Below are 12,848 nucleotides of genomic sequence, written 5' to 3' on the forward strand. Positions count from 1 at the left end.
CCCACGCCGCGCGTCGGCGTGGGATCGATTGCGGCGGAGGCGATCCGGGGCCTGGCTACTTGGTCGTGCTGTGCCAGCGCATACCCCAGCCGTACGCCTCGTCGATATGACGCTGGGTCCCGTTGATGTAGTTCACTTCCCGATTCACGACGATTCCCGATCCCCGGTTCTCCAGCAGCGCGACGGCGCAGCAGCGCGCTCCCCTCGAGGGCGAATCGAGTGCCATCTCCACCCGCGGTCCCTCGGTCGGGAACAGCGTCACCACCGCGTCGGCGGCGGCCCAGTTCGGCACGCCGTCGTAGATGAACGCGAAGATCAGGATGCGCCGGAACAATTCGGGCCGGGTGAGATCGATGTGCAGGGTCTCGCCGCCGCCATCGCCACCGCCGCCATCGTCGCCATTGACGCCGCCGCCGGTGCGATCGTCGCCGTCGAGCCGGATGTACGGTGCGTCGTCGATGGATCCGAAGTTGTTCCCGACGGCCTGCACGACACCCTTGTCACCGTCGGACAACTCGTAGAGGCACCCGAGGTCGAGATCGACCGGCTTGGCTCGGCGTAACAATCCGCGCGGACGACTGGACCATCTCAGGTGCGCTCGCATCACGCCTTGTCGCGCACCGGGTTCGGTGAGATTGACACTCGGTGTCGCCTTGGACAGTGTCACAGTCGCCATGTCGACGTCGCCGGGATGGGTCATCGGCGGGTGTGCCCCCTCGTGAATGCGGCAGAAAGAAAGGTGGCAGCGGATCCGTCCTGAGACGGGGCCGCTGCCACCGGAATTCGTCGGCTGCTTGCCGGGGGTCAGCCTACCGGCGTGACCGAACGTTCTTTCTCGACTTCGTCCGGATCGCCTTCGCGACGGTTGCGGATGATGCTGGTGATGAACGCCGCGCCGATGAACGCGACACCGACCAGGCCGGTGATGATCTCGTCGATGTGCACGCCGATCGAGACCAGCAGGATCACCGCGAGCGCGCCGATCGCCCAGTGCGCGCCGTGCTCGAGATAGACGTACTCCGAGAGCGTGCCCTTGCGCACCAGGTAGACCGTGATCGATCGGACGAACATCGCACCGATCAGACCCAGGCCCAGGGCGATGATGATCGGGTCGGAGGTGATGGCGAAGGCGCCGATCACGCCGTCGAAGGAGAACGACGCGTCGAGGACTTCCAGGTAGAGGAACAGGAAGAAGCCCGCTTTACCGGTGGCCTTGACCAACTCCGAAGGCCCGCCGCTCGGGTTCTCCAGATCCTCGGTGTGGAACATCGAACCCAGGCCGTCCACCGCGATGTAGGTGATCATGCCGAGCAGGCCCGACAGCAGGACGGTGGCTCGGTCCTCGTCGTGGGCGACGAGCTCCGCGATCAGCACCAGGCCGATGCCCGAGACGACAACGGAGGCCATATCCAGTTTGCCCGCCTTGGCCAGTGGCTTCTCGAGCCAGCTCAGCCAGGTGATGTCGCGCTCCTCGAAGATGAAGTTGAGGAACAGCAGGGCCAGGAACATGCCGCCGAACGCCGCGATCTGCGGATGCGCGTCGGTCAGCAGGGTTTCGTAGCTGGGGCTGCCGTCGGGGAAGGTGGCAGCGTCATCGGGCGGCGGGTTGAGTGCCAGGTCGAAGGCCTCGACCGGGTTGAGTCCGGCGGTGATCCACACGATCGCCAGCGGAAACACCAGGCGCATACCGAAAACGGCGATGACGACGCCGATGGTGAGGAAGATCTTCTGCCAGAATTCGCTCATCCGTTCCAGGACGGTGGCGTTGATGACAGCGTTGTCGAACGACAGCGACACTTCGAGGATGCCGAGGATCGCACAGAGCACCAGGGCCTCTGGGCCGCCGTACAGCAGCGCCACGACGAGCGACACCACCGTGACGACGCCGGAGAGGCCGAAAATACGCAGGACCACGCGGGGACCTTTCATTGCTTCGGGAACAGATTCGGCGAGATTGATACCAGCGTGGCCGTTGAACCGCCGTATGTCCAACGATGCGTCCAGGCAGTTCACGGGGGTCTGGACGCGCACGGAGGGGGCTCGTCACCGAGCCCCCTCCGCACAGAGATGCGTGTTACTTAGACGTTGACGCCGTAATCCTTGGCGATACCCGACAGGCCGGAGGCGTAGCCCTGGCCGATGGCGCGGAATTTCCACTCGGCGCCGTTGCGGTACAGCTCACCGAAGACCATGGCGGTTTCGGTGGAGGCGTCCTCGGACAGGTCGTAGCGGGCGAGTTCGGTGCCGTTGGAGCGATCGACCACGCGAATGTAGGCGTTGCGCACCTGGCCGAACGACTGCTGCCTGGTCTCCGCGTCGTAGATCGAGACGGGGAAGAAGATGCTCTCGATCGTGGGCGGGGTGCCCGCGAGGTTGACGTTGATCACCTCGTCGTCGCCCTCGCCCTCGCCGGTGGTGTTGTCACCCGCGTGCTCGATGGCGCCCTCGGGCGACTTCAGGTTGTTGAAGAACACGAAGTGCTGATCCGACACCACCTTCTTGTCCGCTCCGGTCGCGATGGCGCTGGCGTCCAGATCGAAGTCGGTTCCGGTGGTGGTCCGAACGTCCCACCCCAGCCCGACGGCAACAGCAGTAAGGTTAGGCGCCGCCTTGGTCAGCGAGACATTGCCGCCCTTGGACAAACTGACACCCATGCGGGATTCCCTTTCAATAGTCCGTCTGTGGTTCCCAGCATGTCCGAATCGCCGGGTACGAGTTACGACAGTAGTAGGTTTCGGCGAACTTGCGTAGGAACTGGGGGAACCCTCGGCGAACAGGACCATCTCCTATGGTGCTGCGCCGGACATCGGCGCGACATTGTCCGCTCGGTAGTCACCTTCAGCACCTACCATCGGGGCGTGGCAGGCCGTAGGCGTGGCTGGTTCCGGTCATCCGGTAACAGCGAATGGATTCAGCAGGCCCGGTCGCGGCTCGCGGACGCGTTCCTCGACATGGACCGGCGACAGAGTGCGGCCGATACGGCGGTACTCGCCTCCGACGAGGTGTTCCCGGAACGTCGATTCGGCGCGGCGTGGGAACCCGTGCGCAGCCGTTGCTACGACGCCTCCGGCGCGTACTTGGCGCTGGCGGACGAACTGGAAACCGCGGAGCGGGACAACTCCCCGCTACCGCAGGGGCAGGAGCGCACGGCGACCGTCACGCGGCTTCTCGGCGATGCCGCGCGCGCGGTGGACGAGTTCTATCGGGCCAACCAGTCGCGACTGGAAGAGGCGGTCGCGATACTGCGCACGGTGCCGCAACTGGCCCACCAGGTGAAGGTGACGGCAGCGGGAGTGCGGGCGCAGGCGGCGAATTCCGAGTACGCCGACTATCCGTCGGTGCGCGCGTGGTCCCGCGCGGTCGATGAGGCTCTCGTCACATTGGAGGCAGCGGGTGGTCCCGGCGCCGCGGGCGCGGTGCGCGAGGCCGCGAACCGCTTGGAGTACGCGACCAGGGAACTGGCTGATGCGCTGGCGCAAGCGCCATCTCGCAACGCCGCAGCGAATACCGCGATATCCTCGGTGAATACCAGGTTGGCCGCGGTTCGCAACCGCTCGGCGGGGTTGGCGCCCGCCTATTCGGCACTGCTGCGTGAGTTCAACGCTGCGAGTTCGGCCGATCTGGCGAACAATGAGCGAGAAAGTCAGCGAGCCATCGATGCCGCCGCCGAAGCCCTCGACGGGGCCCGGGCGGCATCGGCGCAGAACAATCCGGAGTCCGCACTTGAATTGACCACTACCGCGCGCGGGAATCTCGCCGAGGCCGAACGACAGGTCGACGCCGTCACCAAACGGCTCGCTCTGCTGCGTGAGGTCCGGGCAAATCCGCGAGAACGGGCCGAGGCCGTACGATTCCGGCTGCGGGATGCGCAGATGCTCGCGGTGAGCCGCGGGCTCGTCGGCGAATGGGGATCTGTGCTCGACGCACAGATCGACCGCATCGATCGAATTTCCGAACCACTGTCGGGGCGTCACCCCGACTACTTGGCCTATGTGACGGAACTGGATGCCGTCACCGAGTTCATAGCCGGGGTAGTGGATCGCATGAGGAAACACACAGGACCACGACGAGAATGAGGATGGGCCCTCGATGACCGCAGGCATCGCCGTCCAGCAGGAGATTTCCCTGCGGAAGCGACTGCCGCTGCGCCATTTTCGGCAGCTGCAAGGGCCGGATATCCGGCATCTGTTTCATCGGCAACCGGAACCGTTCGGCGATCACGCCGACCGGGAGCTACTGGCGTACGCGCTCGGCGCCACGCTCTACGCGCCCGCGACAAGGGCGGATCTGGCCGAGACGATTCGCCGACGCGCCGCGCACGGCGTGTGCTCGATGGTGATCGATCTGGAGGACGCCGTCGCCGACCACGAGGTCGAGATGGCCAAACTCCAGGCCGTGGAAACACTCGACCTGTTGGCGACCAGTCACGATCCCAATCCGCTGCTGTTCATCAGGGTGCGCGACGCGGACACGATCGGCGAGATCGTCGAGCGGCTCGGGCCGGGTGCGGCCGCGCTCACGGGGTTCGTGTTCCCCAAATTCGACTGCGCCACCGGGCAGAAGTATCTGGACGCGCTCGATTACGCGGCGACCAGGATGCAGCGGCCCGTCTACGGGATGCCCGTGCTGGAATCGGCGTCGCTGGTGCATCGCCAGACCCGTGACCAGGAGTTGAGCGGGATCGCGGCGATGCTGGCCGAACATCGGGAGCGGGTGCTCGCGGTGCGGATCGGGGCGACGGATATGTGCTCGACCTTCGGTATCCGCCGTGACCGCGATCTCACCATCTACGACGTGCGGGTGGTCGCCGATGTGATCGCCGACATCGTGAACTATCTCGGGCGGATGGACGGGACCGGTTACGTCATCACCGGGCCGGTGTGGGAGTACTTCGCCGACCACGAACGTATGTTCCGGCCGCTGCTGCGCACCGCGCCGTTCGAGGAATCCGACGCGGTGCCGTTCCGCAGGTATCTGGTGTCGAGGGATCTGGATGGGCTGCTGCGCGAGATCAGCCTGGATCGGGCCAACGGCATCCAGGGCAAGACGGTGATCCATCCCTCGCACGTGGCCGCCGTGCACGCGCTGTCGGTGGTCACCCACGAGGAGTACTCCGACGCCCTCGACATCCTGCAGGTCGACGTCGGCGGGGTCGCGGCCTCGGAATACCGGAACAAGATGAACGAGATGCGACCTCACCGCAGTTGGGCCAGGCAGACACTGCTGCGGTCGCGGGTGTTCGGGGTCGCCAACAAGGGAGTGTCCTTCGTGGATCTGCTGTCGGCGTTGGTGCAGGTCCGGTGAGCGAGCGCGGTAACAGCGGTACGCACGTCGAGATCATCGGCGAAGGTGGTCATCCTTCGGTCGAATTGCCTTGGGCTACAAGAGAATTAGGTATCGAGTTACGTCATCACGCGTCCCATGGCGCCGGTGACGGCAGTACTCTGCCCGGCGAATTGCGGATCGGCGAGCTGGTCCGGCCGGGGTTGCGGCGTAATCCGCGGCGGGCGCATCTGCTGGTCTCGACCGTGCTCGGCAAGCATCTGCCGACCGATCCCCGCATCGTGCTCGACGCGGGAAACCGGCTCGGCGATCTGGTGACTGCCGCGCTGGCCGCGCGTCATGGGGTCGACCGGATTCCCGTCGCGTCGTCGGGCGTCGCCGCAGTCGTGCTCGGGTTCGCCGAAACCGCGACCGGGCTCGGCCATACGGTCGCCGCCCGCATCGGTGCGCGGTGCTATCTGCATTCCACCCGTCGCGATGTCCCCGAGGCGCACACCCTCACCGGATTCGAGGAGGGGCATTCGCACGCCACCTCGCATCTGCTGCAACCCGCTCCGGCGGAGATCTTCGTCAACGATCTGCCTTTGGTACTGGTCGACGACGAGATCTCGACCGGCGCCACGGCCATCGACGCCGTGCGCGCGCTGCACGCGTTCGCGCCGAGGTCGCATTACGTGCTCGCCTCCCTCGTCGATATGCGCACCGGCGAGGATCGCGCCCGCTTCGATGACGCCGCCGCCGAACTCGGGGCGGTCATCGACACGGTGTGCCTGGCCTCGGGGCACACCGTGCTGCCGGAAGGGCTGGTCGACGCGGTGACCGCGCTGCCGGAAGCCGAACTCAATCCGACGGCCTCGCATCGCGGCACCTGCACCCGGGTGCGTCTGCCGTGGCCGGATCACGTGCCGGAGGGCGGCAGGCACGGAATTCTCCAGGCCGATGCCGACGCGTTCGAGGTCGCACTCGCCGAGGCGACCGCGGTGCTGCGGGCGAATCTGGATCCCGCACGTCCGGCCATCGTGATCGGGCACGAAGAACTCATGTACCTGCCGCTGCGATTGGCGGCCGAACTCGCCGAATCCGGTGTGCCGACCCGGTTCCAGACGACCACCCGCTCACCCGCGTACGTACTCGACGCGCCGGGATATCCCCTGCGACGCGGATTCCGTTTCGCCGCACCCGAATCGGACGTGGACGCGCCGCGCTACCTGTACAACGCGCAGTGGGAAGACGATGTCGACGCCGTGTGGGCGCATCTCACCGGCACGAGCGGCGCACCCGCCGCCCCGGTGCTGGTCGTGGTGATCGACGCGCCCGCCGACACCGCCGAACTCGTCGCCGAGGGCGGACTGCTCGACGTGCTCACCGCATCGGGCAGCGACGTCGTCGTCGCGGTGCTGCCGGGTGCCGACCCGCGCAAATTACACGCCGAGCGCAGCGAAACGCCGCACGGCACCGTACTGGATCCCGTCGGCGTCGCCGGGCCCCCGACCTCGAAGATCCCGGTGGAGTCCACGTGAACGCAGCATCGAACACTTCGCCGGGTTCGGCGCTCGACCTACCCGATCCGCTCTACGGCCCGGAATTCGGATCGTATGCGGCGCACGAGGTGTCCTGGCTGTTGAAAGACCTCTCCGACGCCGACCTCGAAGCCGATGTGGCCGAACGGGAGCGCCGCATCCAGGCCGGTGACGCCCACTACGCGGAATCGCTTCCCATCGAATTCCAGCCCGACGCCGCCTATCGCGAACTGTTCGACCGGGTGCTGACCGAGAGCGCGCACCGGCTGGCGCTCGCGGTCGCGACGGTGTCGGAACTGGTCGTCGCCGAGCGCGGAGAGAACATCGTGCTGGTGTCGCTGGCCAGGGCGGGCACCCCGGTCGGCATTCTGATGAAGCGCTGGCTGGGCACGGATCGCGGCGCGGGCAAGGCCGCCCTGGACGTGCCGCATTACGCGGTCTCCATCGTGCGTGATCGCGGTATCGACACCGTCGCACTGGATTATATTGCGCGCCATCATGATCCGGCCTCGGTGGTTTTCGTCGACGGGTGGACCGGCAAGGGCGCGATCACCAGGGAACTCACCGAAGCGCTGGACATCTACCACGCGGCGGGCGGCGCGCGATTCGACGGTGAACTCGCCGTTCTCGCCGATCCTGGCCACTGCGTGCGCACCTACGGCACCCGCGACGACTTCCTGATCGCCTCGGCTTGCCTGAATTCGACTGTCTCGGGCCTGATCTCGCGCACGGTCCTCAACGACACGCTCATCGGCCCCGGTGAATTCCACGGCGCCAAGTTCTATCGCGATCTCGCCGAGGCCGATGTGTCCGGCAGACTCCTCGACACCGTCAGCGCAGCGTTCGACTCCGTTCGCGACCGCGTGCCCGCCGAACTCGCCGCCGTCCTGGCGAGTGACAGGACTCCGACGTGGTCAGGCTGGGCCTCGGTCGAGAAGGTGCGCGAGGAATACGGCATCGCGAGCGTGAATTTCGTGAAACCCGGTGTCGGCGAGACGACCAGGGTGCTGTTGCGCCGGGTGCCGTGGCGAGTGCTGGTCCGCGAGGCGGACGCACCGGAGCACGCGCACCTGCGGCTGCTCGCGGCGGCGCGCGGAGTTCCGGTGGAAGTCGTTCCCGACCTTGCCTATTCGTGCATGGGATTGATCAAGGAAGTGCAGTAGCGAATGCTCCTACGTAATACGCGAAGACAGGCCCTGATCGCGACGGACCTGGACCGGACGATGATCTACTCGCGCAACGCCTTCAGCACGACCTCGGAAGTGCCGATGGTCTGCGTGGAACATCTGGAAGGCGCGCCGCTGTCGTTCATGACGACCGCCGCGGCGTTACGGATGCAGTCGCTCACCGAACCCGCCGCGGTCATCCCGACCACCACCCGCACCATCAAGCAGTTCAACAGGATCAAGCTGCCGGGCGCGCCCTGGCGCTACGCCATCACGAGCAACGGCGGAAATATCCTGGTCGACGGCGTACCGGATATGCGCTGGCGCATCGACATCGATGACCAGGTGCGCGCGGGCGGCACGACGCTGTCGGAGGTCAGCGCAGAACTGCGCTCCCGTATCGACGATTCGTGGGTTTCCAAATTCCGCATCGCCGACCACCTGTTCTGCTACCTGGTGGTCAAACCCAAGGAAGTTCCCGAAGGTTTTCTCGCCGAATGGGATTCGTGGTGCGGTGCGCGCGGGTGGTCCGCCTCGCAACAGGGTCGCAAGATCTACACGATGCCGAACGCGGTATGCAAGAGTCTCGCCGTCGCCGAGGTGCGCAGGCGACTACTCGAGTCGGGTGAACTCGCCTCCGCGGCGAAGACTTTCGCGGCGGGCGACGGTGCACTCGACGCAGAGATGTTGCGCGCCGCCGATTCGGCCATCCGCCCCCGGCACGGAGAACTCGAACAACTCAACTGGACCAGCCCGAACCTGACGATCACCGAGGCGACCGGGATCATGGCGGGCGAAGAGATCGTGAACTGGTTCATCGACGCGGCCCCTGCCGCGTAGGGCGCAGCGGCCCCTGCCGCGTAGGGCGCAGCGGCCCCTGCCGCGTAGGGCACAGCCGCCCACCCCGTAGGCCGCCGACGTGCGACGGCCTACGGTCGATCCGACTACGGTGTGCTGAACAGGCCTTCGGCCAGCACCGGCCACGACGACTTCAGATCGTCCTGCCAGTAGCCCCACGAATGGGTGCCGCTGTCGCGGTAGACGAATTTGGCCGGAATGCCCAGCTGGTTCAACCGGGTGTTCATGTTGTGGTTCGACCAGTTGACGCCACCTTCGATGACCGAACCGATCGCCACCACCTGCGGGGTCTCCGCGGGGGATTCCATCCGGAACTTGCCGCCCGCCTGGTCGAATTCACCGGGAATGCCGTTCCCGGTGGAGAAGAACAGGTTGGTGCCGCGCAGCTTCTCGGCGTTCACCATCGGGTCGTTGGCCCGCCACAGCGGGCTGTCGGTCGGACCCCACATGTTGCGGGTGTCACCGCCGCCCCACGTCTCCACGGTCAGCTTGACCATCTGCTGTCCGATCGGGTCGCTGACCTGGGCGATACCGCTGTAGGTCGCGACACTGCGGAACAGGCCCGGCTTCGCGATCGCGAAGTTGAGCACCGAGGTGCCCGTCATCGAGAGCGCGGCCACGGCATTGACGCCGTTGGTGCCGAGCGCCGCGTCGACCAGCGGCGGCAATTCCTCGGTGGTGAAGGTCTGCCATTTGTTCACACCGAGCACCGGATCGGGATTGATCCAGTCGGTGTAGAAACTCCACGCGCCGCCGACGACCTGCACCACATTGATGTTCTTGGTGCCGAGGAATTCCAGCGCGTCGGTATTGCGCTTCCACGACGCGTCGTCGAGACCGCCGCCGGCGCCGTTGAACAGGTACAGCGAAGGCCGAGCTTCGGAGGTGTCACTCGGACGCAGCACATCGACGGCGACCGTATTGTTCATGGCCGCGGAGTACACGTGCAGCCGCACATTGCGACTGTCCTTGACCTCGATCTTCTGGATATACGAACCATCCGAGGATTTCACCGATGTCTCGACGACACCGGGACTGTTCACCGGCTCGGCAGTCGCGGGAGACACTCCGATCCCGAGCGCGACCGCGCTCGCGACCGCCGCGAGCGCGACCCGTCTCCTGGTGCGGTGGTGCGACATCCGCTTCCCCTCTGTCTTCTTCTCGTGCGATCGACACACTTGTCCACGAGGCTGATCGGAATTCCCTCCGCCCGTGTTACTCGCCGATATTTCGGACCGACAGTCGAGAGACCGGTCGCCACGTGTCGGCATCACCCGAGACCGGTACCGCCTACCGCTCGCGCGTGTCGCCCCCACATTCGCGGGCAGGCCATTCGGGGGCGTGTCCTCGACCGCGCCGCTCCGTACGTTCGTCCGTACAAACGAGGAAAGATGAGGGTATTCATGTCGACATTGGTGCGTGGAGCGTTCGTGGCGGTGGCGGCCGCGGGATTCATGATGGGGGCCTCGACGATCGCCGCCGCCGATACCGGTTCGGCTTCGTCCGGCTCAGCCGGTTACTTCGGCAACCCGACCTGCATGATCAACACGCTCCTCACCTATGGCACCCTCAGCGCGGGCGATGCCGCATTCCACCTGCCGGGGTGCAGGCCCTTCTGATTTCAGGCCTTCGATTCCTGCGGGATCCGCGTAGTCCGAGTTCAGCGTCCGTCGCGCAGCGAGATCAGTCCGCCGAGGGTGCCGACATACGCGGTGCCGTCGGGGCCGAGCGCGATACCCGCGTAGTTGTTGTTGAAGCCGAAACCCACCCCCGACAACCGTTTCCACACGACTTCGCCGGTGCGGTAGTCCAGGGCGGTCCAGTACCAGGGATCGGTGGGCTGGGTGCCTTTGGTGTAGGTGTAGATCAGGCCGGTGGCGAGGGAGAGTTTCGGGACCACGCTCGGGGCGGCCTCGGTGTCGTTGGTCCAGGCCAGGGTGCAGCCGTTGCCGTCCGGGTCGATGTCGACGCGGGCGAAGCCCGGGGTCGTCGTGGCGCCGAGCATGGTCGAGCGCGGATTGGCGTAGCCGTAATTGTTCTCGACGATGAGGGTGCGGCCCGCGCCGATGAGGGAGTTCTCGGTGGCGCTCGCGCCGGGGGCGAAAACCGGGACGGCGCAGACCTCGCGATCGGCGGCGGTGGGGGCGGTGCGGTAGACGACGACGTTCATCGGGTCGGCGTTGTCGGTGATGGCGACGTAGCCGTCGGGCAGCACGGTCGGCGTGGTGCCGGTGCCGTCGTCGACCTGGCCGGGTTTGCGCTGGCCGCTGTTGGCGTAGGTGACGCGCCAGGTGATCAGGGGGGAGCCGTCGGGGGACGCGTCGAATCGCAGCAGTTCGCGATTGGTCGCGATGTAGACCTCGCCCGAATCGCCGACCGCGAAAGAGTTCTCGATCTGGCCGTCTTCGCCGGAACCGAGTCGGATCGCCCGCACCGCGCCGGTGTCCGGGTCGACGGTGCCGACGACGCCGTTGGTCTTCGCGACGAACCAGATGAGTCCGTTCGAATCGGGCAGCGCCGAGTTGAGGGTTTCCCCCGGTCGCAGCACGCCGGTCAGGTCGTAATCGCGGACCAGCGCGAAGCCGTCGGCGGCCGGAGTCTGCTGGAATACCTGGAGGTGGCCGGTTCCGGTGCCGATGACGGCACGGTCCTCGTTGTCCAGGTAGAAGTAGCCGCCGCCACCGAAGTTGTTGAAAGCGCCCGGTTTCAACAGATCGAGCGGGCTGCGTCCGGGCAGTGGATGTTTGCCGAGCACCGCGAGGGTGTTCGGATCGATGAGGTAGAGGCCCGGGGCGATGCCGAGACAGGTGGTGACGATCCGACCGGCCCGATCGAAGGCGACCGAGCCGCATTCGCTGGCCAGCAGCATCGAATTCACCCGGGTGTCGTGGCCGAGCGGGCCGGGGCGGGTGTAGCTGTCGCTCATCCAGCCGTCGTTGTGGATACCGGAATCACCGTTGGGCGCGAGATAGGGGTGTCGTGGGACGGGTGGAATCCCGGAGATCGGCGCGGCGACGGCGGGCGCACCGAGGAATTCGGGGATATCGGGGCCGGCTGGCACCGACGGTATGGGGGCGGCGCCCAGCGATCCCGCACCGCCGATCAAGGCGGCGGTGCAGGTGAGGGCGGTGATCCACATCAACCGTGCGGCTCTGGAGCCGAGCATGCGCGACACGGTGCACACGGTAGCCGAGTGCACCGTGTCGCCGTGCTCGGTGCGGTCAGTACTGCTGTTGGCCCGCGAGCTGCTGGGCGATCACGGACTGGATCCGTTGGAGGCCGCCGACGGTCATCCCGCTCTGCAACTGGCCCTCGATGGTGCGGACCAGCACGGAATCGCTCATCACCTTCTCGCTGGACTGGATGAGCACCGTGCCCGCGCCGGTGAAATCGAATTGCCGTTCCTCACCGGAGTTCACGCCCATGCGCGCCGCGCCCGCCGCGAGGAAATCGGTGACCCAGCGCTGGTCGTAGTGGTGACTCGGGGACGGGCAGTCGGCCCAGCCGACCAGCGATTCCGGGTCGACCCGCAGCGGCGGTTCGGCGAACATCACCGGGCCGTTGGAGGAGGCGAGGAATTTGCCGGTGCCGATCAGCGTGAGGAAGCCGGGCACGATCGACTGGTTGAGCGACAGACCCGGTTCGAACGCCAGCAGATTGGCCGCGCGAATCGTGAGGTTGCCCTCTTCGAGATCATAGGAATTGATGTTGTAGCCGCGGTCGCCGATGATCAGCTTCCCGTGACCCTCGGCCACGACGTAGTCACCGGTGAACAGCGGCGCGGAGAACTGCTGCGACACCATCTGTAGCAGTCCGCCGTGCAGGCCGTGGGTGAGCATCTGGAAATTGATCTGCCCGTAGTAGGCGATCATCGCGCCCTTGCGCATGAACCACGGCCGGGTCAGGTCGATGCAGTAGGCGTAGTCGTTGCCAGGGACGTTGTCGCTCTCACCGAGATTCGCCGGGCTGAAAACCTGTGCCATCACCGCACCTCGCCGATTCGCCGGATCCTGATTCGCTC

Annotated in this window: 12 protein-coding genes; 6 read left to right on the forward strand and 6 right to left on the reverse strand. The window is 66.2% G+C overall.

From position 1 onward, the window contains the following. Positions 1 to 55: 55 nt before the first annotated feature. The 3 genes from DAT37_RS02820 to DAT37_RS02830 all read right to left on the reverse strand — a co-directional run bounded on the left by DAT37_RS02820 (position 56) and on the right by DAT37_RS02830 (position 2,654). On the reverse strand, positions 56 to 676 hold the full coding sequence (locus tag DAT37_RS02820; protein WP_232839457.1) for a Tellurium resistance: 621 nt from the start codon (positions 674 to 676) through the stop codon (positions 56 to 58). 128 nt (positions 677 to 804) lie between these two features. Further along, the gene (locus tag DAT37_RS02825) at positions 805 to 1,914 is read right to left on the reverse strand and encodes a DUF475 domain-containing protein (RefSeq protein WP_109523252.1); all 1,110 of its coding nucleotides are present in this window, start codon (positions 1,912 to 1,914) and stop codon (positions 805 to 807) included. 164 nt (positions 1,915 to 2,078) lie between these two features. Next, positions 2,079 to 2,654 (reverse strand): TerD family protein, encoded by a 576-nt coding sequence (locus tag DAT37_RS02830; protein ID WP_109523033.1) that lies wholly within the window; start codon positions 2,652 to 2,654, stop codon positions 2,079 to 2,081. Between the two features lie 204 nt (positions 2,655 to 2,858). Here DAT37_RS02830 and DAT37_RS02835 point away from each other — a divergent pair, with 204 nt between their 5' ends. The 5 genes from DAT37_RS02835 (at position 2,859) to DAT37_RS02855 (ending at position 8,809) form a co-directional block, all read left to right on the forward strand. Further along, a complete protein-coding gene (locus DAT37_RS02835; protein ID WP_109523034.1) occupies positions 2,859 to 4,076 on the forward strand; it encodes a hypothetical protein in 1,218 nt (405 codons plus the stop codon). Between the two features lie 13 nt (positions 4,077 to 4,089). Next, the gene (locus DAT37_RS02840) at positions 4,090 to 5,304 is read left to right on the forward strand and encodes an HpcH/HpaI aldolase/citrate lyase family protein (protein WP_109523035.1); all 1,215 of its coding nucleotides are present in this window, start codon (positions 4,090 to 4,092) and stop codon (positions 5,302 to 5,304) included. Positions 5,305 to 5,369: 65 nt separating this feature from the next. After that, complete coding sequence (locus tag DAT37_RS02845) at positions 5,370 to 6,803, forward strand: phosphoribosyltransferase family protein (protein WP_109523253.1); 1,434 nt, start codon at positions 5,370 to 5,372, stop codon at positions 6,801 to 6,803. Then, positions 6,800 to 7,966, forward strand: a complete 1,167-nt coding sequence (locus tag DAT37_RS02850) for a cysteine protease StiP family protein (RefSeq protein WP_109523036.1) — start codon at positions 6,800 to 6,802, stop codon at positions 7,964 to 7,966. Before DAT37_RS02845 ends, DAT37_RS02850 begins: the two co-directional genes overlap by 4 nt. Before the next feature lie 3 nt (positions 7,967 to 7,969). Then, a complete protein-coding gene (locus DAT37_RS02855; RefSeq protein WP_109523037.1) occupies positions 7,970 to 8,809 on the forward strand; it encodes an HAD family hydrolase in 840 nt (279 codons plus the stop codon). 104 nt (positions 8,810 to 8,913) lie between these two features. On the opposite strand, the gene DAT37_RS02860 is transcribed toward DAT37_RS02855, so the two are convergent. Beyond that, complete coding sequence (locus tag DAT37_RS02860; RefSeq protein ID WP_109523038.1) at positions 8,914 to 9,966, reverse strand: alpha/beta hydrolase; 1,053 nt, start codon at positions 9,964 to 9,966, stop codon at positions 8,914 to 8,916. Between the two features lie 252 nt (positions 9,967 to 10,218). Here DAT37_RS02860 and DAT37_RS02865 point away from each other — a divergent pair, with 252 nt between their 5' ends. Then, positions 10,219 to 10,446: a hypothetical protein gene (locus tag DAT37_RS02865; RefSeq protein WP_157978245.1), complete on the forward strand. Its 228-nt coding sequence runs from the start codon at positions 10,219 to 10,221 to the stop codon at positions 10,444 to 10,446. 41 nt (positions 10,447 to 10,487) lie between these two features. Here the strand turns inward: DAT37_RS02865 and DAT37_RS02870 are convergent, their stop codons facing one another. Continuing rightward, entirely contained in the window at positions 10,488 to 11,993 is a 1,506-nt protein-coding gene (locus tag DAT37_RS02870) for a hypothetical protein (protein WP_157978246.1), read from the reverse strand. Positions 11,994 to 12,048: 55 nt separating this feature from the next. Then, entirely contained in the window at positions 12,049 to 12,810 is a 762-nt protein-coding gene (locus DAT37_RS02875) for an AIM24 family protein (RefSeq protein ID WP_109523041.1), read from the reverse strand. Positions 12,811 to 12,848 lie beyond the last annotated feature (38 nt).

The sequence above is a fragment of the Nocardia aurea genome (assembly GCF_003123685.1).
Lineage (GTDB): Bacteria > Actinomycetota > Actinomycetes > Mycobacteriales > Mycobacteriaceae > Nocardia > Nocardia aurea.

Coding starts and splice junctions, on each gene's coding strand:
- DAT37_RS02820 (WP_232839457.1), bottom strand. CDS start 676: ATGGCGACTGTGACACTGTCCAAGGCGACACCGAGTGTCAATCTCACC.
- DAT37_RS02830 (WP_109523033.1), bottom strand. CDS start 2,654: ATGGGTGTCAGTTTGTCCAAGGGCGGCAATGTCTCGCTGACCAAGGCG.
- DAT37_RS02840 (WP_109523035.1), top strand. CDS start 4,090: ATGACCGCAGGCATCGCCGTCCAGCAGGAGATTTCCCTGCGGAAGCGA.
- DAT37_RS02855 (WP_109523037.1), top strand. CDS start 7,970: ATGCTCCTACGTAATACGCGAAGACAGGCCCTGATCGCGACGGACCTG.
- DAT37_RS02860 (WP_109523038.1), bottom strand. CDS start 9,966: ATGTCGCACCACCGCACCAGGAGACGGGTCGCGCTCGCGGCGGTCGCG.
- DAT37_RS02865 (WP_157978245.1), top strand. CDS start 10,219: ATGAGGGTATTCATGTCGACATTGGTGCGTGGAGCGTTCGTGGCGGTG.
- DAT37_RS02870 (WP_157978246.1), bottom strand. CDS start 11,993: ATGCTCGGCTCCAGAGCCGCACGGTTGATGTGGATCACCGCCCTCACC.
- DAT37_RS02875 (WP_109523041.1), bottom strand. CDS start 12,810: ATGGCACAGGTTTTCAGCCCGGCGAATCTCGGTGAGAGCGACAACGTC.